The following is a 22,331-nucleotide window of genomic DNA, read 5'->3' on the forward strand; positions in this document are numbered from 1 at the left end:
AACCTGCAGTTGCCAACAAATTGACCTGATCGGCCACTGCACAACCAAATATAACAAAATGTATAGATTTTATGCCAGCAAATCGGGTATAACGAACCGTTATGTCCGTAAAATATGGATGATTATGCGCCTAACCACCATCATACTTCTTTTAACGCTAATGCAGGTAAGTGCGGCAAGCTTCGGGCAACGCATTACCCTTAATGAACGTCGGATATCATTAAAAAATGCATTAGAAAAGATCCATAATCAAAGTGGATATAATTTTCTGTTCGATAGAAAAGTCATCAACGGGATCACCCCCATTACCATTTCTATCGAAAATGAAGAATTGGAAACTGCAGTAAAAAAAATTCTGGGTAACCTCCCCTTAACCTACGTAATTGATGGAAATACCATTCTGATCAAAGCAAAAGAAACTTCACTTCTGGACAAGGCTGTTGACAAACTGAGCAGCATGTTCAGTAGTCAGGAAATACGGGGTAAAGTAACCGATTTAAAAGGAAATCCTATTCCGGGGGCAACGGTGTCCGTCAAAGGCACTAAAAAAGCAACTTCTACAGATGCTTATGGAAACTTTAAAATCCAGGCAGATAAAAATGAAACACTGGTGATTCAGATCGTGGGTTTCATCACCAAAGAAATACTTCTGGGCGAACAGACTGAAATCAGCATCAACCTGACAGAAGAAGACAAATCCCTTGAGGATGTAGTCGTTGTAGGTTATGGAAAACAAAAGAAGGTGACCATTACCGGTGCCGTTAGCACCATCAATATGTCGGATATGCAGACTCCTAACCGTTCTCTTTCAAATTCGTTGGCCGGTAAAGTAGCTGGTATTATCTCCATGCAAAGAAGTGGTGAACCAGGATACGACAATGCCTCCTTTACCATCAGGGGCATAGGAACTTTTACCGGCAATACAGAACCACTGATTATTATTGACGGTGTACAACGGGATGATGTAAACAGCTCTTTCGGAGGCTCTTACAACAACATCGACCCGGAAGACATACAAAGCATTTCCTTACTTAAAGATGCGTCAGCCACTGCCGTATATGGCGCCAGAGGTGCCAATGGTGTTTTAATCATCAACACCAAACGGGGTACTGCCGGTAAACCGCTCATTTCAATAAAAACTGAAGCCTCCATGTCTGGCCTTACTAAAACACCAAATATGCTGGATGGTGTTTCGTGGATGAGACTCTATAATGAAGCCAATATTAACGATGGCAATCAACCCGTATATTCAGAAGAAATTATCCAGAAAACTGCAAGTGGCTTGGATCCTTATCTCTATCCTAATGTAAACTGGATCAAATCAACCTATAAGGACTGGGCTCCTGGTTTCAACACCAATTTAAATGTAAGCGGTGGTTCTCCAAGCGTGAGGTACTATGTTTCTGCCTCTTTTTATAATCAGGATGGCAGTTATAAAGTGACCGAACAAAATGGTTATAACCCAAATTTAAATTTTAAAAGATATGATTTCAGGACCAATCTCGACATCGACCTCAGCCCGACAACGCTTTTGTCAATGAATCTGGACGCCATGCTGGTGAGCAGCAGGTACCCAGGTTTATCAGCTGGCAGAATCTGGTATAACGCCTATTTAACCCCGCCTATTGCTTTCCCGATCCAGTACCCGGACGGCTCATGGGCCGGGCCGTTTAACAATGGAGGCAGTAATCCGCTCAATGAAATCCAAAATTCGGGTTACGCAACAGAGTTTCGTCCCACCATACAATCCATTTTCTCCATCAATCAGAAATTAGACCGTTTTATACCCGGCTTGAGCGCAATGGCCAGGTTCTCCTTTGATTCTTACAGTGAAAACGACAACAGGCGAACTGGAAGGAACAACCTTTTCCTGGCCAGTGCAAGAGATGCGGATGGTAACCTGATCCTTAACCAATCGCGGATTGGAGAACAGTTTTTGGGTTATTCACAATCATCAAGTGCGGAGAAAAAGATGTACCTGGAAACCAATGTCACTTACGACCGCAGGTTTGGCAATCATCATTTTGGTGGTTTATTTTTATACAATATGCGCACCAGGGTGGTTAGCTCCGCAGGAGATGTGATTTCTTCAATCCCCTACAAAAACCAAGGCATGGCGGTAAGGGCTACTTACGATTATGCAGACCGTTATTTGCTTGAATTTGACGCAGGTTATACCGGTTCGGAAAACTTTGAACCCGGTAAAAGATTTGGATTTTTCCCTTCTGTTTCGGCGGGCTGGGTGATTTCAAAAGAACCCTTTTTCAAAAATCTATCGGCTGCTGTGAACCTGCTAAAAATTAGAGGATCGCATGGAATTGTAGGAAATGATCAGATTGGAATTTATAATGGATTGAAGAGGTTTCCTTATCTGAGTCAATATGGCCCAGGTCGCTCTATAGGTTTAGGTTTTAATGGCGCTATCGTAAATGGTGTTACAGAAAGTGTGTTCGGTGTAGAAAACCTAACCTGGGAAAAAGCGATCAAAGACAATATCGGTACAGAAATTGGTTTATTCAATAAACTGAATATCACAGTAGACCTGTATAAAGAAAGAAGAAAAAATATCCTCATTGCCCGCAGCTCACTCTCGGGAATCCTGGGGGTAACCGGAACCGTATTCGCCAATTTAGGAGAGATGAATAATCAAGGGGTAGATGCCAACTTGGAATACAACGAGCAGATTGGAAAGGTATCGCTTCGCCTTTATGGTAATTTCACCTATAACAACAATAAGATCGTCGAAAGGGATGAACCCAGGCAGCTATATGCCTATCAGCAGGCAACCGGGCAGAAATTAGGAGACAACCTGATGTACATTGCTGAGGGATTATTCACTTCTGCCGAACAGATTGCCGCAAGTCCGACCCAGTTTGGTACAAATTTAAAACCAGGAGACATCAAGTACAAAGACATGAACGGTGATGGGGTGATCAACAGTTTCGACAGGGTGTATACCGGAAAATCAGACGTTCCAACCAAACTTTATGGAGCAGGATTTACTGTAGGCTATAAAGGTGTAGACCTTTCTCTTTTCTTCCAGGGTATTTCTGATGTATCATTTATGGCCAATGGTGCTGCAGTAACTGGTGATGGAGCAAGTGGAGCAGGTATAGTGCCTTTTACAGGCATGGGTCAGTACCCTTCTGGTATGCTGGCTATTCTGGAAAACAGGTGGACTGTTGAAAATCCAAGGCAAGATGCCTATTATCCCAGACTGGGGATTTCGAATCAGAACAGCAATAATTATCAGCCTAGCACCTGGTGGTCTAAAGATGGCAGCTTCGTACGCTTAAAACAAGCCACTTTAGGTTATAAATTTTCGGATGCTTTTCTAACCAGGATATCAATCAAGTCAGTGTATCTATATCTCTCGGGTCAGAACCTACTCACTTTCTCAAAATTTAAATTATGGGATCCGGAACTTGGCGCCAACGCGGCAGGCTATCCGCCTTTGAGAACATTTGCGCTGGGACTGAAAGCATCCCTTTAAAAGACATATTGATCAATTATAAGCATTAAAAAATATTCTGATGAAAAGTAAATATTTAATCATGATAGCAGCAGGGACATTGTTTTTAACAAGTATCCTATCGGCCTGTAAACACCTGGACGAAAAGCCAGATAACCTTCTTACTTCAGATATCCTTTGGAGCAACCGGGCAAATGCAGAATCCTACCTCTATAACATTTATGGTGCCGTGCTCGAAATCGACTTTGCACATATCGGCATTAGCGATGAAGCATCTGTTTCTATCCCGGGTACAAATATCAGGCAAATGGTTGCCGGGAACTGGAGCCCTGTAAACGCCTATTATGACCATTGGGACCTTTATTACACCGGCATCCGGTCAACTTTTATTTTTGAAGCCAATGTAGGAAGAGTACCTGAGTCGCAGCTGAGTTCAGCTTTAAAAACGCAATACAAAGCAGAATCAAAATTCTTAAGGGGCTGGTTTTACTGGCAATTGATCAAACAATACGGACCGGTGGTAAAATTAACGGGTTCCCTTGCCCTTGATGAGGATTTCAACAAATATCCCAGGAATACTTTTGATGAATGCAAAGACTACGTAAATCAATTAATGGATGAAGCAGCCGTTGATCTGCCGGTAAACTGGGCTTCTTCCAGTAACTATGGCCGACCTTCAAAGGGAACCTGCCTGGCAGTAAAATCACAACTTGCACTTTGGGCAGCCAGTCCACTATGGAACGGAAACCCGGCATTCAGCTCGCTAAAAAATCAGGATGGAAAGGCACTTGCTCCCACATCATTTGATCCAAATAAATGGAAAATTGCCGCAGATGCTGCGAAAGCCGTGATAAACCTCAATGCTTTTAAATTATTCACCAATCTGGATAACGGTGGTACCAGGTTTGATCCTTATTTTTCAGTAAGGGATCTTTTCCTCACCAATTGGAACAGCGAGATCCTGTTCTCCAGAAATTCATGGAACTATTGGGGATACACCAAAGCATCTTCACCTAATCCGGGGGGAATCAATCTGTACAATGCCACTCAAAATGTAGTGGATGCCTTTTACATGAACAATGGACGCGCTATTGATGATCCTTTATCGCAATATACCGAAACCGGCTTTGCAGAAAACAACAGCGATCAGAGCTGGGGGCATAAAAAAGGACAGTGGAATATGTATGCCAACAGGGAAGCCCGTTTTTATGCATATATCCAATACAATGGCCGTCCGGTATTGCCTGCGCCTACTGTTGATGACAAAAATTATTATTCTTCAGCCGGCAATGTAGATGGTACCGGTCGCGTAGAATTTTATTATTCGGGTAAAGCTGGCGCCAAAGCCACCGGAATTACCAATAACATCACGGGTTATAATTTTCTAAAAAACATCAGCCCGGCTGATAACATCAGGCAGGATGCTACCAACTACAGGCCCTTCATCATTATGCGCTATGCGGAGATTCTGCTCAATTATGCCGAAGCTTTAAATGAGTATGATCCTTCGAATCCTGAGATTGTGCAAACGCTAAACCTGGTTAGAACCAGGGCTGGCCTCCCGGGAATTGAAACTGTATATCCTAATGCTGTTGGAAATAAGGAACTCATGAGAAAGTACATTCTTAAAGAAAGACAGGTAGAATTATGCTTCGAAGGCGACAGGTATTATACGCTGATCAGAAGACTACAATTGGGTGCTCCCGAAAATCAAAATATCTATACCATGAATGTGAATGAAGATGACGGGGGACTGGGATTTGGTTTTACCGGTTTTTACAAGCGCACGTTATTCCAAAAAAGAGCCTGGGAGAACAAGATGTACCTCTTCCCTATTTCTCAATACCAGCTCGACCGTGACAGGGCGCTGGTACAAAACCCAGGTTGGTAATTAAAGCATCATAATGTATTTAAATCAGAATTACATGAAAAGATTCATCAATATAACGGCAGAGCGTTCGCGCTTGTTAAGCTATACGATCTGCTTCCTGCTCCTTATTGCAGGCTGCAAAAAAGATAAAACCGACGGTTATAATCCGTCTTCTCCAATCGCTATTTCAGATTTTATTCCCAAAAAAGGTGGCGGTGGCACAGAGGTACTCATTACCGGAACTAACTTCACTTCTGATCTCTCCAAAATCGCTGTGACTTTAAATGACCTGTCGCTTAAAGTAATTGGGGCCAGCGCGACGCAGATCATGGTAGTGGTGCCGAAAAAATCGAAATCAGGTCCGATAAAAGTGAAGATAGAAAATAAAGAAACTTCAAGTGTGGCCATTTTTAATTATGAATATACACGAACAGTTACAACCCTTGCAGGTTCTGGTAACGCAGGATTTGCCAATGGCAAAGGAACAGATGCCTCTTTCAACTTTTCAGGGCAAAATTGGTACAGAAGTTCCGGCATTGTGGTAGACGATCAACTCAATATCTATGTAGCAGATCCAGGTAACCATTGTATCCGTAAAATCGATCCCGAAGGAAACGTGAGTACCCTGGCAGGTAATCCTGCAGTTGCTGGTTATGCAGATGGTAAAGGCACTGCTGCAAATTTTTCTTTGCCTTATGACCTTGCGATTGATGGCAGTGGCAACCTATATTGTGTAGACCCTGGCAACTGGGACATCAGAATGATCACCCCTGATGGACAGGCCAAGACATGGGGTTTTGGCAGTCAGGCACCATGGAGCGTTGCTTTTGACAAAAGCAGTGGCAAAGTCTACTATGCGAGCTGTTCGAGCCCGGGAAGCGTTTATCAGATCGATGCCCAGGGTAGCACCAAGGAAACCATTTCGGGCCTTAATTATCCTGCCGGAATTAAATTTGACCATGCAGGTAATTTATTCGTATCTGCGCATGGCGATCAGGTGATTAGAAAATTTAATGCCGGTAGCTGGCAGGGAAGCATTGTTGCGGGGCAGCAAGACAAAGTAGGTTATTTAAACGGCGATGGCAAATCGGCGCAATTTGCTTACCCATGGGGCATTGCCATAGATAGCAACGATAATATTTATGTGGCAGGTAACGGAACCGGTGGTGGAAGCACCAGCAATCCTGATCAAAGTATCCGCTTAATCCAGGCAAATACCTACCAGGTGAGCACATTTGCAGGAAGCAACGTGGCAGGCTCCACAGACGGATTTGGACAACAGGCTTCCTTCAGTGCACCTGGCGGAGTTGCTGTAGACAAAAACGGGACGGTCTATGTAATCGACAAAAACAACAACAGGATCAGAAAGATCGTTTCAGAATAATTTAATCAAGTCCTAATTTCAATAATACATGAAATTTTACTGTTTTTTAGACCTATTTTTACTAGCACAGGCCCTGGTCTGTGCTGGTAAAACATTTGCGGCTACATTTCAAATTAAAAATAACGCGCACAAATATTACGTATCCGTTAACGGCTCGGATACGAATGTAGGAAGCATCAGCGCGCCATTTCAAACCATTAATGCAGCACTACGTAAAGCTGAGCCAGGAGATCAGGTAGTGGTGCGGGGTGGAACTTACCATCAGCAGGTAAAATTCCCCAAATCAGGCAAGCCAGGCAAAACCATCAGCCTTCAAAATTACCCGAAAGAAAAACCTGTGATTGATGGCAGCAAAATCGAAGTTACCGGATGGCAGGCGTTAGTTACGCTTAGCAACATGAGCTGGGTAAGCATTGATGGTTTTGACATTTGCAACCTGCATAGTGCTATGGTTAATACAGATCCCCAGGGCATTGCCATTTACGGCAGCGGGCAGCATATTGCTGTTAAAAACTGCAACATTTACAACATTAAAAATACCACTACCCTTGCTCAGGGCAGAAGTGGACATGCCATACTCGTGATTGGGAGCAGTGATACCCCCATTTCAAACCTGTCGATTACCGGTTGCACCGTTCATGATACGCAAACCGGAACCAGCGAAAATGTAACCCTCGCAGGAAATATAGATGGCTTCATTTTCAGGAATAATAAAGTGTATGATACCGAGAACATTGGTGTTATTGTTGCCGGTGGCGACGGCCTCAATCCGAAGGGAGCTATAGCCACCAATTATGCCCGAAACGGGGTCATCAGCGACAATATTTTTCACCACAACAGCATGACTAAAACCCCTGAAACATGGGGAGCTGATCGATATGGTGCCATCTCCATCTATGTTTGCGGAGGCGCCAATACCCTGATTGAAAGGAACATTGTTTACGAAAGTGATAGAGGAATCGGCCTGGTTAGCGAAAGCAATATCTATCCGACAAGGACCACTACCGTAAGGAACAACCTGGTTTACAACTGTTACCGTGCCGGTATTTATCTGGGTGATTATTTAAATTACACCATCTCGGGCACCAAAAACTGCAGCATAATGAACAATTCTCTATTTCAGAACAACCGCGTGTTAGGTGCATTCGGAGAAATAGAAGGAGAAATCAGACTGACAGAACACTGCGATAGTAATGTGATCAAATACAACCGTGTTTATGCAGGACCTGCAGATGTTCTTGTGCATAAGTATACCTCAAGCGGAAGTGATAACCTCATTGACCATAACCGCTATTTTAGCATGGAAAAATCGCAATGGATCTGGAACAGTACCAATGGTAGTCCAATCACAGATTTCCAGGTCTGGAAAAAATCAAGCGGTCAGGATGCCAATTCTACCTTAAAAATCGTCAGTTCAAAGTTTTACGCTAACCTATTAAAAAAATGGAAAAGATCCCTACCATCAAAGATATAGCCAGAAGGCTAAAGATAAATCCTTCAACAGTATCCAGAGCCCTCAGAGGGCATCCAAGCATCGGACTTGTTACTACTATGAGGGTCAATAAAATTGCCGAGGAGTTAAACTATCATCCTAATCAGAATGCCATATTCCTGAAACAGGGAAAAACCTTTACCGTAGGTGTTGTGCTTCCGGATATTGCTGAACCTTTTTACTGTTCTATCCTGAGTAAAATTGAGCGCTTTTCCCATAACAAAAATTACAATGTGATATTTGGTCAGTCATTTAAAAAACCCGAGCAGGAAAGACAAATCCTCGAAAACATGATGAATGTGAGGGTTGACGGTATTCTGATTGCCCTGAGCAAACCCAGAACACCTTTAAAGCAGATTGAACAGTTAAAAAGGTACAATATTCCTGTTGTTATTTTAGACAACAGGAATATCATTAGTGATCAGCCTCATCAGGTTATTGAGCAACTGTTTTCAATTTTAGAACTTCAGCAACTACCTCAGATAGAGGCTTAACCTTCCTCTCTGCTTTGAGTTCCATATTTTGCGTTACCCATGCACGCTCCCAATCAAAAAATTTGGGAGCTTGCATGTTCTTGCCCTGGAGCTCTTGCTGTAAATATTCGATATACATCTTCCACCTAACCAGGTAATAATCCTTCATTAAGCCTCCCCATTCCTTATAGGCATAATCATGCAGGTTATCTTCTGCCGGGTTGTTTTCGCCCCAATAAGTGATCAGCATCATCGCGTTTTGGAGGTTCAGCTTTTTCTCTTCCTTTGTTTTTCCCAAACTTAAAGCCTGGGTTTTGTAAGTATTCAACCGGTAATAAGGGTGTGCAGATAACAGATCGTCGGTTAAACGGATCATGTCAAGAAACTGAGCGGATACTTTGGTAAACTGCTCCGTGTTTTTCTCCTGGTAAGCCTTAATCATCGCCTGAAAAACCTGCTCACCATCATTGGCCAATACCTGTCTTAAAATATTGATCAGATCAATCTGGTAAGTATCAGAATTTTTAAATTCTGGTGCTGCTTTTGCGAATTCCAGCGCCGCCTCTTTAAATTTTATAAGATCATAGGTTCTCACCCGGGTGCCCCAATGAGAAACAGCCTTCGTATCAAGTGCCGGACGGATGCAAAAAACCGATTCACTAGCCCCTTCCTGATAACCCGGAATGCTTTGATAAATGGTTTCGAGAAAACCCTGCCAGGCTTTATCAATATGAGGGTTTGAGTTTCCATAGCGGTATTTAGTATAACTGCTCAACCAGTCTTTAACCTCCACATGGTCATTTCTCCAGCCCAGCTCCAACATCAGGTCGTATACCGGCGGATTATTATTGAGCCCCTCCGGCATAATCCCTACTCCGCTTAAAACATCCTTGTACGGGCCTTTTCTGATCCTGTCTACTTCGTCTGCAAAGCGTTGCAGTTTCCCGTACAGCCCTGGTCTTTCGCCAAAATTGTTTACCACACTCCAAATAAATGGCGTAGCGTCGTAACCCTTCCTTTTCTCCCAGTTGTTGGTGAATTCGCCAAACAGCTCCTGTACCAGCACATGTGACTTATCAAGGCCATCAAGCATTTGCTGTTTGGGATTATCCTGCCAGCCTTGAAGAACCCATATTGATCCGGGAAAACTCTTTTGCATCTCCATTTGAATAGATTTGCCTGCTGCCTTCAAGTCTATGCCCTCGGTGATTCCACCTTCATGAAAAGGATCACCTGCAAAAAAGCGGATGTCTTTTCCATATGCTTTCCGAAGTTCAGCATAATATATACCTGCTATTCTGGTGAAGTCAGCCCGATCAGGAACTAAAATATCTGGTCGTTTAAATGCACCCCAGGTTTTTTGGTCAATAATTTGCGCTTTACCCTTATCTTTCAAAGATGCAGGAACCATTCCATAAAACCCTTGTAATACTGGCGCTATGCCCAGTTCTTTCATCCTGGCCATCATTTTTTGCTGTAAAGCTTTACGACCATCGATCTGACTTTGAGGCATCGGGCCTCCCCACCCCTGAATGTTTCCCATCAGCCACCAGGCGGTATAAGCCGGTCCAACTAAAAAATCGTTAATCTCCTGATCAGAATAGCCGATCTGCTTCAGTGTATTCTGCCATACGGCTTCCATGCCATTTACGGTGAGCATCAGGTTAACGCCATTTAAAGCCATCCAGTCCAGCTCATGCTCCCAATCTTTCCAGTCGTAAAAGCTCATGGTATAGTTATACGTACAATAGTTTAAAGCATAACGGTATTTGGCAGGAGCTTCAACGCGAACTTTCTTCTGTACCTGTGGAATTGGATATACTGCCGAAAGGTTATCACCCATGTGCGACATGGAGCGATTACAATAGTATTTTAGATACCAGTTCAATCCAACTGCGGCAGCATTGGCGCCGGAAGCACTAATCATTAGTTTCTTCCCGATACTCTTCAACTCAAACACATCTTTCTGACCACTTTGCAGCTGTTTAAAAACCACTTGGTTTGTCAACCATGGTGTACGCCGCTTGATCAGCTCCTGTACCGACTTAAACGGCTGCGCCAAAAGATTTAAAGGGACTAAAAATAAAAGTAAACAGGTAAATTTTCGCATAAAATTATTCGGTTTTCAATTTCAAAAAGACCGAAACTAAATAAAATAAATAGTAAAAAGCTAAGCGGAATATGGCCTGGAAGGCCCTAAAAATAGCACAATCGATTGTTCCGTATGCCGCAATCGATTGTGTTATTTTTCCTTATTTTATTTATTCTTTTTTTGATTAGCATTGCCCTAAATGTTTGTGTTTTAACATCATTCCATTATGAAAAAGCAGCTAATTGGTTTATTATTTTACATACTATCTGCAGCCTGCCCGCTATTGGTTTGGGCACAAAAGGGAACGGTTAGCGGCATAAAAGTATGGCCGCGACAGGATATGGAAACGAGCAGAATTAAGGATTTCAGCCCCTATCTGGCCGAAAAATTATTTAATGGGCCATAATGGATAAATGTGATTTCCTGATGAGATTGAGTCCTTTATTCTTACAACGAAAAGAATAAGATCTTCTAACAGGAAAATATTACCCAATGACTCAACAATATTGGCATAACCACAAAACGATATCTAATTCTGTGGTATATTAATAGACCGAATATAGACCTAATCAGATATGAAACCGCAATTACTAAAAGTTTCAACTACACCTACGCAGTCTTTTAGCGTGAGGAGAGACCTGGTTCCTTACATGAACAACAAATGGCATTATCATCCGGAGATTGAACTCATCCATCTAAAAAAAGGCGTAGGTACACAATTTATTGGCGACAATATCAAAAGCTTTAGATCAGGGGATATTGTACTGGTTGGCCCTCATCTTGCCCATTACTGGAGATTTGATGATTGTTATTTCAAAGATCAATCTAACGTACAGGCTGATGTTAGGGTGGCACATTTTAGCGAAAACTTTTGGGGAGATCAATTCCTGAACCTGCCCGAAAACAAGGCCATTAAGTCTTTATTGGAAAACAGCAGAAGGGGCTTGCAAGTGAATGGTAAAATCAAGGTAAAAGTAGCCGGCCTGCTTGAAAGGATGCTGGAATCAGACGGGGCTTCCCGCATCATATTATTAATGGAAGCGCTCAACCTGATTGCCAACTGCAATCAAACTGTTAAACTTTCTTCCATCGGTTTTAAGCAGGATTATGATGAAACCTCCAATATAAAAATTAATGCGATATACAATTTCACGCTAGAAAATTTCAGGCGGAAAATACATCTGGAAGAAATTGCAAGTGTAGCCGTCATCAGTCCAAATTCATTTTGCAGGTACTTTAAATCTAAAACGGGCAAAACATATTCACGGTTTTTAACCGAAATAAAGGTTGGCCATGCCTGCCGGCTATTGATAGAGAACAAACTCAATATCAAACAATTGTGTTATGAAAGCGGATTTAACAACATGGCCAGTTTCCATAAATATTTCAAAATTACTACAGGAAAAAGCCCACTAAGCTATCAGCGAGAATTTATTTCACAAGGTACAAATTGACCAATTTGCACTGGCGATAACTGAATGGTTAAAATTAAAAACTATGGTTCTATTAATGCTGCAGCTGTCCATAAAATGGGTGCCTGTCCATGCAGATCACCGGTTACCCTTTTTCTGTCCAGGTAATATTGTTTATCGTTTTTCTTATTAGTACCCTCACATACTTCTTTCACATTGGCATTTTCATCGAGATAAGATACCAGCCCTATCCAGGCTTTTCTTGCCGCCGGAGCATATTTTTCTTTAGCCAACCAACCTTTTTTCACTCCTACCACCATGGCATAGGCAAACATACCTGTTGATGAACTTTCCTCCCAGGATAGGGGTTCATCTATCAATTGCCGCCACAAACCAGAAGGTGCCTGGTATTTTAACAAAGAAGCCATCATTATTTGATAACCTTTCAAAATCCGTGATCGATCGGGGTTGTTAGCGGGCAGGGAGGTTAATATTTCGGCCATGCCGGCTGCCATCCATCCATTGCCTCTTGCCCAAAAGAAAGGAACATCTGGTGCATGATAAAACAGGCCGTTTGGCCGCTGAAGTGAATCCAGGTACAATACCATTTCCTTTGCTGCCCTATTGATATATTTGTCATCTTTGGTCACCCTATAGGCCTGGGCCTGTAAAGCGGTTATCATAAACATATCGTCTATCCACATCCGTGTATGCCATGTATAGCCACTTTTAAAAGCGGCCAGCTGGTCCGGGTTAACCTTCACACCTGAATCTGGTGCTGCCCATTGTTTATCGGCAATAGCTTGCCCCATTTCCTGATATTTTTTATCACCTGTTTGTATAAAGAGCTGAAGGGGCACAGCTCCAAAAACGGCATAATCTACATTTGTTACCGGGGGAATCATACTGGCTTCCTGAGCGAACATGGGTTCAAATCTTTTGATCAGCTCATTTTTCAGGCTACTGTTTGCCGATGCTTTGGCAAATTTTAGTGCACCGTACCAGGCACAGCTTTCTGCGTAAGTAATTACCCTGGGTGGGGTTGGTTTATTAAAATTGGTATGCGGAGTAGCTACAAACCTGACCGCAACTCTACTACCTACTTCTTCTGGTGAAACACCTTTAGGCCATTTTTTTAAATCTGCTGACTGCGGTAAACTGATGGTGGGAAAAGCAAATAATAATCCCAGGATTACGATAATATTTTTTTTCATATGCATGTTCAATTTGATTAGTAAACCAATCTAAACGACTTATAAAGCCTGCCTAATCTATGGCTCCTGTTTTCATTTTCTCCTTGCCAGATCCTTCAAGCCAGGTCTGCATTTTGCCTTTTACTTCTACTTTGATCACACTGGCTACCTGATTGGGTGCACCGGGTGGTAATTTTAGCGTTACCTGATCTGCTTCTTTTTTCCAGGTTACTTTACCTCCATTGTTCAGTAACCGGGCTGATATCAACTCGCGTGATATACCTTTCACCATCAGTTCTCCGTTTGCCGGCCACTCGAAAACAGAAAAATACAAGGTGGTATTTCCGTTAGCCAGATCCTTTCTGGTTACCCTACCCCAGGTTTGCGACTGGATAGGACTGGCTTGTGTAGCATATATTGCCTCACTGTATATCTTCATCCAGGCGCCCAGGTCTTTTAACCGTTCTACACTTGCCTCTGGGAAAGACCCATCTGGTTTTGGCCCGACATTTAATAGATAGTTCCCGCCTTTTGAAGCAATATCTACCAAATTACGAATCAAAGTAGCCGATGATTTCCAGTTGGTATCCGAATTCCTGAATCCCCATGTACCGTTCATGGTCATACAGGTTTCCCAGTCTTTACCGTCCAGCTCGCTTAAATTTGGGATTTTCTGTTCAGGTGTTTTGGTATCTCCCGGGAAGTTTGGTCGTTTTAACCTATCGTTTGTAATGATGTTGGGCTGTAATTTTAACTGCTCCTGTAACTTTAAGGCAGCCTCATCTGTCATGTTGGTTGGGGTATCCCACCACAATACCGCAATATCACCATAATTGGTCATCAGCTCTTTTACCTGAGGCACAGCAACCCGATCGATATATTGCGCAAAAGACGATGTTTCCTGCGCCGGATCCCAGTGTCCTTTATGTTCCTGGGTATAACGGTTAATTTTAGTGCTATCGGGATTCGGCCAGCCTTCGGCCATTAACTTTCTGGCTACCGAACCGCCAGCATTACCCCAGTCTTGTGCCTGAGAGTAATAAAAACCTAATCTGATGCCATATTTTTTACAGGCAGCGGCAAGAGGTTTTAACAAATCCTTTTTGTAGGGTGTGGCATCAACAATGTCCCAATCGCTTGCTTTCGAATCAAACAGCGCAAAGCCATCGTGGTGTTTGGCCGTAATGATCAGATACTTCATTCCAGCATCTTTGGCCATTTTAACCCATAAATCGGCATCGAATTTTACAGGATTAAATTTTTCTGCTATTGCTTTATATTCTGCTACCGGTACTTTCATCCTGTTCATAATCCATTCTGCACCACCTCTGGCCTGTTGGTGTCCGTTATATTCGCCTGCCAGCTGGGCATATACCCCAAAATGGATGAACATACCAAAACGGGCTTCCCGCCACCATTCCATTTTGTCGTTTTGCGATACCTGCTGTTGAGATTTTACAATAGCAACTGAAAAAGTAAATATCAAAAGCAGACAACTAAGTTTCTTCATCATATTATTTTATTAAGAAATTGAAATTATAACCCTTTGTTTTTTAAGCATACGATCACCAAAATTGATTATTATTTAGTTTATTTAACTACCATTGTTTGTATTGGTTTAAACCAATTAGGGCCAATATTTTTTGCCTTTAGTATTGAAAGCTGGTCATGATTTACCCTTGCTCCGGCTTTTTGCTGTTTTATGTTCCAGACACCTTCCTGTTTTTCGAATTTTGCATCGCTAACACTAAAACCTTTATCAAGATTTAGTGGAGTTGAAGTGGCAACCAACACATTTCCGTTAAAAATCACATCAGCATTTTTATCAACCCAGCTTACCGGATGAGTATCTGCTTTTACCAGATTATTGGTAACCACCACTTTCTGTGGAGGCAATATCCGGTCAGCATTTTTGCCTGCACCAAGTGAAAAAGCCTCTTTGCAGTCTACAATTGTATTGGACGTAATATCTGCATATTTCACCTGCCAATGGCTTACCAAAATCGGATTCGGCAGTCCATCCATTACCGATATTGCAGCTCGCAAACCGGTACCGGTTAAACCTTGCAGATAATTATTGTATACTTTGTGATGTTCGCCGATTACGCGGATACCACCAGTATTTTCAATTTTGTTTCCGATGAAAATATTCCCGGACACTTCATTGTAATTGCCATGGCGCAAGGTCAAAGTACCCACGCTTTCGAAAAATAAATTATTAGATATGGTATTCCTGCATGATTTAACAGAAACAATCTCAGTCTCACCATTGCAGTGCGCGAAAATGTTCGCATCAACTTTTGTGAATGAATCATACATAGACCAGGTGCTTGTGCCAATCCGGATGGTTTCGCCCCCATTTCCGCCGATATCTGGTCGTGGACCAAAATAATTATGGTCTATCTGATGGTAGTTAGGCTGGTCTGAAAGCCATACGACTAAGGTGGGCGCCTGATTGGTTTTACCTTCAAAATAACAATGATCTACCCTGTTGTGATCGCCATAGAGTGAGGTAAATGTATATTCCGTAGCCTGATCAGGCGGATTATAACCTATAACCGACGAATTTGTTAAACGGCAATTAGCAGATTTTTCGGAAAATGTGATCACATCTTCACCTTTTGTAAAACCATCCTTAAACGACATTCCATCTGCAATTAACCAGGTTCCCTCAATTCTTAGTGAAGCTGTCCCTGTAAAGACCACGTTTCCGCCCGTCTCTGCTACAAAAGTGATGGGCTTTGAGCGTGTACCATTACCTTTAAATACCAGTTGTTGATTTTTCCATTCGCCATTTTTAAGAATGACGTTATCTCCTGGCAACAGGTTTAAAGCAGTCAACTCAGCTGCAGCGCTTATTTTATAATCTTTTGCAGATCCATAGATCGAACAAACTATCAGGATTCCTGTTAAATAAAAATTCAGTCTCATATATTTGGTTATTTATATGCTGTAAATCAGCGTCCTACTGCTTTTTATAGTTTTTATACCGCAGCAGCGCCTCTAAATAATAATAATCGGCATAACTCAGTGGTACATCAACCTCACTATCTGATGGTTTTGAACCTGTACTATGCAATAAAATAAAGCCTTTAGCAGTTCCTGCTGGCGCAGCATAAGTTGTACTTAAACTTTTCAAAATCTGGTTTGCCTTTTGATAATAATCCGTTTTGTTCTTGCTGTACCTGCTTAATTCATACAAACCGGAAGCAATAACAGCTGCAGCTGATGCGTCTCTTGGTTCATTTGGAATGTGGGGCGCGTCAAAATCCCAATAAGGCACCAGATCTTTTGGCATATTCGGATGAGTGAAGATAAACTTTGCAATATTTTCTGCCTGTTTTAGATAAGCGGGATTTTTAGTGTACCGGTAACATAAGGTATAACCGTACAAGCCCCATGCCTGCCCGCGGGCCCAGGCAGATGAATTACGATAGCCCTGATGAGTAGTTTTCTTAATTACGCCGCCAGTTTTAGGATCATAATCGACCACGTGATAGGAGCTAAAATCTTCACGAAAATGATTTTTCATGGTAGTATTGGCATGGCTTACTGCAATTTTATGGAAGGATGAATCGCCTGTTAATTTAGTGGCTTCGAATAACAGTTCCAGGTTCATCATGTTATCGATAATTACCGGGTTTACCCATTTATCCCGGCTATGGTCCCAGGATAGGATCACCCCTGTTTTATTGTTAAATCGGGTTGACAAGGTCTTTGCCGCTGCAATAATAACCTCTTTATCGTGTGCATTTCCCGTTAAACGGAATGCATTGCCTACGCTACAAAAAACTTTAAAACCCATATCGTGGGTAGTAGCGTTATTCTTTTCGTTTTCTATAGGTGTAGTAAACGCTCTTGCTTGGGTTTTCCATTGATCGGTTTTATAATATTCATCCAGATACCATAATACACCCGGAAAAAACCCGCTTGTCCAATCTCTGCTGGCAACGAGTTTAAGTACCCCATGATCTAATGTTCGTGGAGAAATTAGTTCCGGTTTAGTTGGGTCGTTCGATTTTTTTATTTCCAGCAACATCAATTGGGTTTGGACAGCAGCCTGTTGAAAGGCTTTTTTAACATTTATATCCTGCGCAAAAGCAGCGGTTTGCAGGAACAATAAAATAATTGCTGGAATAAGGTATCTAATTTTGATCATCATCATGGGTTTATAGGGATTAATTGAACTTCCGGGAGTTTCATCAACCCGCTTTTAAAATATGATCCGGAAGCAATGAAAATTTCGATTATCAATTTCATATTACCTGGTCATAAAGGTGAAACTTACTTTACCAATGGTATTTGGCTTTCCTTTCTCTGCCATAGAGATACTTCCTTTTAACTGGCCGTTTTTAAGTCGCTCTACCTTAATTTTCCTCCAGGTAAACGCGCCTCTTTCAAATTCAAAAGTTTCTCCATCATCATCATATAAATGATATTCACTGGCTTTTTGGCCGTAGTGGCGAATTTCGAGATCTACTTTCGCGCCTAATTTGGGTGAGTGGAGTAAGGCCGGCATCAATGGGATTATTCCACCATCTTTGACATAAACAGGTATTTTATCTAAACCTGGGGTTACGGTGATAACCTGTCCATCGCCGACAAAAACACCAGTATAAAAATCATACCACCTGCCTTTTGGTAAAATTACTTTTCGCTCAGTCTGACCTGTAAACATTGGTGCAACAAGTAAATATTCACCTGCCATGTACTGATCCTTAATCTCCCTGGAAGTAGCTTCTGCATAGGGGTTTTCTTCTAAATCAACATTCGCTTTTTTTTCCATTTTTGCTTCCTGTGTAAAACCTTCTTCTAAATTCATTCCCCTAAAAGGCGGTATACCTTCAAAATGGTATTTTGCAGATTCGCTATACCAATAAGGCATCATCCTCATCCTTAATAAAGCATACTCCTTCACCTGTTTTTCTACATCAGGATAAGTCCAGGGTTTGGTACCACTTGCCCAGGCGTTGATCATAGCCATAGGCGAGAAAACATTGGATTGAAACCTCCTCAACCACTCCTCTCCTGTTTTAGAAGCCCTCACCTCCGGTGTCCACAGTACGCCGGCATAACCACTATTAATAATGGCGGTAACAAAGTCTTCATGGTTATAATAATCGTTATAAATTACATAAGGAAAAGAAGTTCCACCGCCGTTAGATGCCCTAACCAAACCATAGGTGCGTTTGTTACTGTTTTTGAAGATATCAGCAGAGTAGCGCTGCATTAGCAGCCCGTAAGTTTGGCGCATTTGCTCAGCACTGATACCCGAAGGAAAAGTGGCAACATCTGGCCATAAATAATAATCATATCCGTCGACCTCATCAATTTTATATCCACTTACTCCAATCGCTACCTGGTCTTTTTGCAATTGACCAAAGAAAAGCTGTCGTGCTTTTGGCAAGTTAAAATCTGGCACAGCACCCAACCAAACGGTATGTGAAGCGGTTAAGGGCCTGATTTCTTTATAAAACGGTGCATCTGGCGAAACGTAAGGGTTAATCCAAAGATTTAACCTGATCCCTTTGTCCAGCATGTTTTTTACAAAACCAGCAGGTTCGGCGAACCTATTTTTATCCCACGAAAAAGTTCCTGGGTAAGCTTTACTTTGCCAGCCAGGTTCAAGGCCTACAAAATCTAATGGATATCCCTTTTCTTCAAAGCTATTGACTTCTTTTTCTACATCCGCAGCAGTTGAACGTGTCATTACCCTTTGTGTAAAACCAAGGCCCCACCGTGGCGGCAAATAACCACCGCCGTTAAATAAATTGTATCTTTTAACGGCATCCAACGGTTTAGGCCCTGCAAAGACGTAAATTTCTACGCCTGCCGCTGGAACTAAAATCTCCACTTCATCTCCATTGTTGCGGGATGACCAGCTTTTGTCAGCATTTCTATCTTTTGGTACCGGAAAATCTTTACTGTCTTTCCTCATACCTGTTCCGGCCCATACTTTAAGGTACCTTGCCGAATTGATAAAGACACCATACCCCTTAGATGAAACATAAAAAGGAACCGGGGCATGTGTTCTGCCATTATCCTTTCCACCGTAATGATCTACGTGCAGTTCCAAAATCTTCCCCCGCTGATGTATGGTTTGAAAATTCAATCCAAAACCATATAACTGCTCAGTTTTATCAAGCGGGATTCTTAAATAGGTTTTGCCATCATTAAGCTGGGCTTTGATTGCCTGCTCAGAGAAAGGAAATGTTGCCTGACCTAATTTGCTTAATGATTCGTGATTGGGTTTAGCGCCCGAAACTTTTAAAAGATCATAAGCTTCCGGAGCACCAAATACGCCTTTCCACACTCCGGGCTCTATTTGCGTCCAAGCTATTTCCTGGGCTTTCAAACCAAAATGCAGGTGAAGAAGAAGCAAGGCAAAAAATGGCAATCTGAATAATTTCATAAGGATTTTGTGGGCAAATACAAATAATTAGAACTCAACTGGGGCTACATTCTTTTAAAGATTAAGGTAAAAATACAACAAACCGGCATAGTTGATATATACCCGGTTTGTTAGATAAAATTACAATGAGGGGGCCAGCGATGCGCCAAAAACGTGGACAATACCATTGGTGGTTACATAACCTGCACTTCGATCATTAGTCCTGTTGTTATGCACAATTGGCGCCTGGTCGCTGTTATTCAATATTTTTAGATAAAAGATCCCGTTTTCGTCAAAGCCCTTACCGTTGTTGGCATAACCCAACATGGATGATTTGGATAATACCGCATTTGCCGGCAGAATTGATTTTACAGGCACATTATTGGCATTGAGATTATCGAAATTATACTTGCCCTGTCCAATCAGGTATAAGAAATAATTTTTGACATCTTCTTTGGGGTAATCACTCCATTTGGTAGCTGGTTTCGTTATTGGCAGGCCTGTAGTAGGATTAATGCCGGTAACAATAGGAAAATCGAACCATAAACCTGCTGTTGGTATGTTACTGGTTGTTACTGTTACGCCATTGGTTACTTTTGTAGGTAATACCCTTACCCCAAGGTTATGCAAGAAAAGGAAGGTACGATCACTTTTTTCATATTCTGCAAGGTCTATGCCTGCATATTCCAGGCCGAGTTTCATATACTTAAAAACGGTATCATTTGCATCGGTTGCCATACCAGTACCAGTTGCCCTGTCTTCCAAAAACTTACGGGCCGATACCCCGATGTTGGGATCAAGCGTTTTCTTCACGTAATCATAATCCTTCTGACGGTCCAAACCAAACATTTTTCCGCAGCCGCTTTGGCTAATCGCCATCAAAATCAATAAGATTGATGGCAATATTCTATTTTTAAAAACTTTCATTTTCATATCATTAAAAGCCTGCAACGTTAGTCAGGCGTAATTTTAAAAAATTAATCATTACTCACCGTAACCAGGGTTCTGCACCAGTTTTTTATTGGAATTCATTACAGCCCTGCTTAATGGCCAGTAAGAACGTCGCACATCTGTAAAACCGACTATGTCAGTATTACCATTTCGAAGCTGACGGTCTTTTAACACGGGATCCATAATTTCTTTCACTTTGTTTGTTCTTACCAGATCAAACCAGCGTTTGCCTTCGCCGATGAGCTCATATTGACGCTCCTCCAAAATTGTATTTTCCATTGCAGCTTTAGCATTTACCTTAACATCGGTTGCCAGATACTGATCTACATTGGCCCTTTTCCGCACAAAATTTAAATATTTAAGTGCATTTGGCAGATCATTGTTTCCGTTAAGTGCTTCTGCGTAGAGCAGATAAATATCAGATAACCTGTACATTGGCAGGTAAACAGCTGTATTCTGATTGTAATACAGGTTTAATTCTGTAGTGGGTATTGCACCAACCGGGTTTGAAGGACTTGGATAGAATTTCAGGAAACGATCACGGTTGTTAAGGCTAGGATTTGCAACTGCATACACATCTAATGTTTGTTTAGGCCTGATATCGTTGGTATGAACAGGCTGGGTTTGAGGCAAAAAGTAACTTGCGTATAAAAGCGGATCAAGTTGCATCTGTCTGTTATTAGGAGAAAAAGATATCTGCATGCAGGCACAACTGTTTGTGGCAAAATCCCAGTGGATAGACCATATGGTTTCTACGCTCGCTGCAGGGGCCGTAAATATACTTTTCCAGCTGGCTGTTGGCTCCAGGTTGGCATCAGATGTACCCGTGTAAAGTGCGCCTTTAGGGTTTCTGGCTTTAAACAGGTTATTGATCCAGAGGATAGCATTGGTATAATCTTTTTTCCACATATACGCATCTGCCAGGGCTGCACAAATAGCACCTTCATTCATATAGTAGACCGATGCATTCTGATTTTTAACGGTGAGATCGTATGCTGTTTTTAAATCCTTGATGATCACTTCGTCTAAAATCTGCGCTGCCTTAGTCCGTTCCCGCTCGGCTGCAACCTGACTATCCTCGTAGGGTTCTAACCAAACTGGCGCATCGCCCCAAACCCTCACCAGGTAAAAATAAGAAATTGCCCTAATGGCATAAGACTGCGCCAGGTTTGCATTAACAATTGCCTGGGTAACATTATTATCTAAAGCTGGCACCCCTGGTATATATTTAATGTTGCTGTTTGCCCTGGCAATCACGGTATAAAGCCTTGACCAATCGGCATAGGGATTATCTGTGGTAAGGGCATTAAGTGCAATCTCTGTTGTGTAGGTAGTGGTATAAGAAAGAAAACGGTCGAAATTATCTGACCTGAATTCGCCCCAATAGTGGTAGCGGTCGTTAAACTGCGATTCGCCCACCATAGTGAGCTGAAAAGCAGAATACATGCCCGCCATTGCGGCATCAATATCATATTTTGATTTGTAGAATTTATCGCTCGACACCTGCGAAACAGGAGCTTCTGTAAGAAACTTTTTGCAACTGCCCATAGTGAGCAATAGCATAAAAATACAGGTATATTTTATTGTTTTCATGTTGCTTA

General features: G+C 42.0%; 15 protein-coding genes. 7 read left to right on the forward strand and 8 right to left on the reverse strand.

All coding sequences use genetic code 11. The features are described from left to right. Nucleotides 1-58 precede the first annotated feature (58 nt). From AC07YT_RS06520 to AC07YT_RS06540, 5 genes are read left to right on the forward strand one after another with little or no spacing between them, the layout of a single operon-like run. Complete coding sequence (locus AC07YT_RS06520; RefSeq protein WP_086545585.1) at nt 59-3,493, forward strand: TonB-dependent receptor; 3,435 nt, start codon at nt 59-61, stop codon at nt 3,491-3,493. Nucleotides 3,494-3,533: 40 nt separating this feature from the next. After that, nucleotides 3,534-5,363, forward strand: coding sequence for a RagB/SusD family nutrient uptake outer membrane protein (locus AC07YT_RS06525; RefSeq protein WP_086545584.1), 1,830 nt, complete (start codon nt 3,534-3,536; stop codon nt 5,361-5,363). Nucleotides 5,364-5,397: 34 nt separating this feature from the next. Further along, nucleotides 5,398-6,726 (forward strand): IPT/TIG domain-containing protein, encoded by a 1,329-nt coding sequence (locus tag AC07YT_RS06530; protein WP_086545583.1) that lies wholly within the window; start codon nt 5,398-5,400, stop codon nt 6,724-6,726. Between the two features lie 28 nt (nt 6,727-6,754). Then, on the forward strand, nt 6,755-8,200 hold the full coding sequence (locus tag AC07YT_RS06535) for a right-handed parallel beta-helix repeat-containing protein (RefSeq protein ID WP_086545582.1): 1,446 nt from the start codon (nt 6,755-6,757) through the stop codon (nt 8,198-8,200). Beyond that, nucleotides 8,170-8,712 carry a LacI family DNA-binding transcriptional regulator gene (locus tag AC07YT_RS06540; RefSeq protein WP_086545581.1) on the forward strand — a complete coding sequence of 181 codons (543 nt, stop codon included), beginning with the start codon at nt 8,170-8,172 and terminating at the stop codon, nt 8,710-8,712. Before AC07YT_RS06535 ends, AC07YT_RS06540 begins: the two co-directional genes overlap by 31 nt. Here AC07YT_RS06540 and AC07YT_RS06545 read toward each other — a convergent pair. After that, a complete protein-coding gene (locus AC07YT_RS06545) occupies nt 8,654-10,801 on the reverse strand; it encodes an alpha-N-acetylglucosaminidase (RefSeq protein ID WP_086545580.1) in 2,148 nt (715 codons plus the stop codon). The two genes, AC07YT_RS06540 and AC07YT_RS06545, sit on opposite strands and share 59 nt — an antisense overlap. A gap of 208 nt (nt 10,802-11,009) precedes the next feature. Between AC07YT_RS06545 and AC07YT_RS06550 the strand changes: the two genes are divergently transcribed. Continuing rightward, entirely contained in the window at nt 11,010-11,189 is a 180-nt protein-coding gene (locus AC07YT_RS06550; protein WP_086545579.1) for a hypothetical protein, read from the forward strand. 169 nt (nt 11,190-11,358) lie between these two features. Continuing rightward, the gene (locus tag AC07YT_RS06555) at nt 11,359-12,237 is read left to right on the forward strand and encodes an AraC family transcriptional regulator (RefSeq protein WP_086545578.1); all 879 of its coding nucleotides are present in this window, start codon (nt 11,359-11,361) and stop codon (nt 12,235-12,237) included. A gap of 41 nt (nt 12,238-12,278) precedes the next feature. On the opposite strand, the gene AC07YT_RS06560 is transcribed toward AC07YT_RS06555, so the two are convergent. The 7 genes from AC07YT_RS06560 to AC07YT_RS06590 all read right to left on the reverse strand — a co-directional run bounded on the left by AC07YT_RS06560 (nt 12,279) and on the right by AC07YT_RS06590 (nt 22,323). Next, complete coding sequence (locus AC07YT_RS06560) at nt 12,279-13,409, reverse strand: glycoside hydrolase family 88 protein (RefSeq protein WP_086545577.1); 1,131 nt, start codon at nt 13,407-13,409, stop codon at nt 12,279-12,281. Nucleotides 13,410-13,461: 52 nt separating this feature from the next. After that, a complete protein-coding gene (locus AC07YT_RS06565; protein WP_086545576.1) occupies nt 13,462-14,898 on the reverse strand; it encodes an alpha-L-fucosidase in 1,437 nt (478 codons plus the stop codon). Between the two features lie 80 nt (nt 14,899-14,978). Next, nucleotides 14,979-16,319 carry a polysaccharide lyase 6 family protein gene (locus AC07YT_RS06570; protein ID WP_086545575.1) on the reverse strand — a complete coding sequence of 447 codons (1,341 nt, stop codon included), beginning with the start codon at nt 16,317-16,319 and terminating at the stop codon, nt 14,979-14,981. A gap of 34 nt (nt 16,320-16,353) precedes the next feature. Next, nucleotides 16,354-17,550 carry a glycoside hydrolase family 88 protein gene (locus tag AC07YT_RS06575; protein ID WP_494945245.1) on the reverse strand — a complete coding sequence of 399 codons (1,197 nt, stop codon included), beginning with the start codon at nt 17,548-17,550 and terminating at the stop codon, nt 16,354-16,356. A gap of 99 nt (nt 17,551-17,649) precedes the next feature. Further along, nucleotides 17,650-19,800 carry a glycoside hydrolase family 31 protein gene (locus AC07YT_RS06580; protein WP_086545574.1) on the reverse strand — a complete coding sequence of 717 codons (2,151 nt, stop codon included), beginning with the start codon at nt 19,798-19,800 and terminating at the stop codon, nt 17,650-17,652. Between the two features lie 120 nt (nt 19,801-19,920). Continuing rightward, the gene (locus tag AC07YT_RS06585; protein ID WP_145954212.1) at nt 19,921-20,706 is read right to left on the reverse strand and encodes a hypothetical protein; all 786 of its coding nucleotides are present in this window, start codon (nt 20,704-20,706) and stop codon (nt 19,921-19,923) included. 57 nt (nt 20,707-20,763) lie between these two features. Then, on the reverse strand, nt 20,764-22,323 hold the full coding sequence (locus AC07YT_RS06590) for a RagB/SusD family nutrient uptake outer membrane protein (RefSeq protein ID WP_086545572.1): 1,560 nt from the start codon (nt 22,321-22,323) through the stop codon (nt 20,764-20,766). Nucleotides 22,324-22,331 lie beyond the last annotated feature (8 nt).

The sequence above is a fragment of the Pedobacter sp. GW460-11-11-14-TSB4 genome (genome assembly GCF_059423705.1).

Excerpts from the sequence above, each read along its gene's own strand:
- AC07YT_RS06585 (WP_145954212.1), bottom strand. The coding sequence starts at position 20,706 with ATGAAAGTTTTTAAAAATAGAATATTGCCATCAATCTTATTGATTTTG.
- AC07YT_RS06560 (WP_086545577.1), bottom strand. The coding sequence starts at position 13,409 with ATGAAAAAAAATATTATCGTAATCCTGGGATTATTATTTGCTTTTCCC.
- AC07YT_RS06555 (WP_086545578.1), top strand. The coding sequence starts at position 11,359 with ATGAAACCGCAATTACTAAAAGTTTCAACTACACCTACGCAGTCTTTT.
- AC07YT_RS06580 (WP_086545574.1), bottom strand. The coding sequence starts at position 19,800 with ATGAAATTATTCAGATTGCCATTTTTTGCCTTGCTTCTTCTTCACCTG.
- AC07YT_RS06520 (WP_086545585.1), top strand. The coding sequence starts at position 59 with ATGTATAGATTTTATGCCAGCAAATCGGGTATAACGAACCGTTATGTC.
- AC07YT_RS06535 (WP_086545582.1), top strand. The coding sequence starts at position 6,755 with ATGAAATTTTACTGTTTTTTAGACCTATTTTTACTAGCACAGGCCCTG.
- AC07YT_RS06530 (WP_086545583.1), top strand. The coding sequence starts at position 5,398 with ATGAAAAGATTCATCAATATAACGGCAGAGCGTTCGCGCTTGTTAAGC.
- AC07YT_RS06590 (WP_086545572.1), bottom strand. The coding sequence starts at position 22,323 with ATGAAAACAATAAAATATACCTGTATTTTTATGCTATTGCTCACTATG.
- AC07YT_RS06565 (WP_086545576.1), bottom strand. The coding sequence starts at position 14,898 with ATGAAGAAACTTAGTTGTCTGCTTTTGATATTTACTTTTTCAGTTGCT.
- AC07YT_RS06550 (WP_086545579.1), top strand. The coding sequence starts at position 11,010 with ATGAAAAAGCAGCTAATTGGTTTATTATTTTACATACTATCTGCAGCC.
- AC07YT_RS06525 (WP_086545584.1), top strand. The coding sequence starts at position 3,534 with ATGAAAAGTAAATATTTAATCATGATAGCAGCAGGGACATTGTTTTTA.
- AC07YT_RS06540 (WP_086545581.1), top strand. The coding sequence starts at position 8,170 with ATGGAAAAGATCCCTACCATCAAAGATATAGCCAGAAGGCTAAAGATA.
- AC07YT_RS06545 (WP_086545580.1), bottom strand. The coding sequence starts at position 10,801 with ATGCGAAAATTTACCTGTTTACTTTTATTTTTAGTCCCTTTAAATCTT.
- AC07YT_RS06570 (WP_086545575.1), bottom strand. The coding sequence starts at position 16,319 with ATGAGACTGAATTTTTATTTAACAGGAATCCTGATAGTTTGTTCGATC.
- AC07YT_RS06575 (WP_494945245.1), bottom strand. The coding sequence starts at position 17,550 with ATGATGATCAAAATTAGATACCTTATTCCAGCAATTATTTTATTGTTC.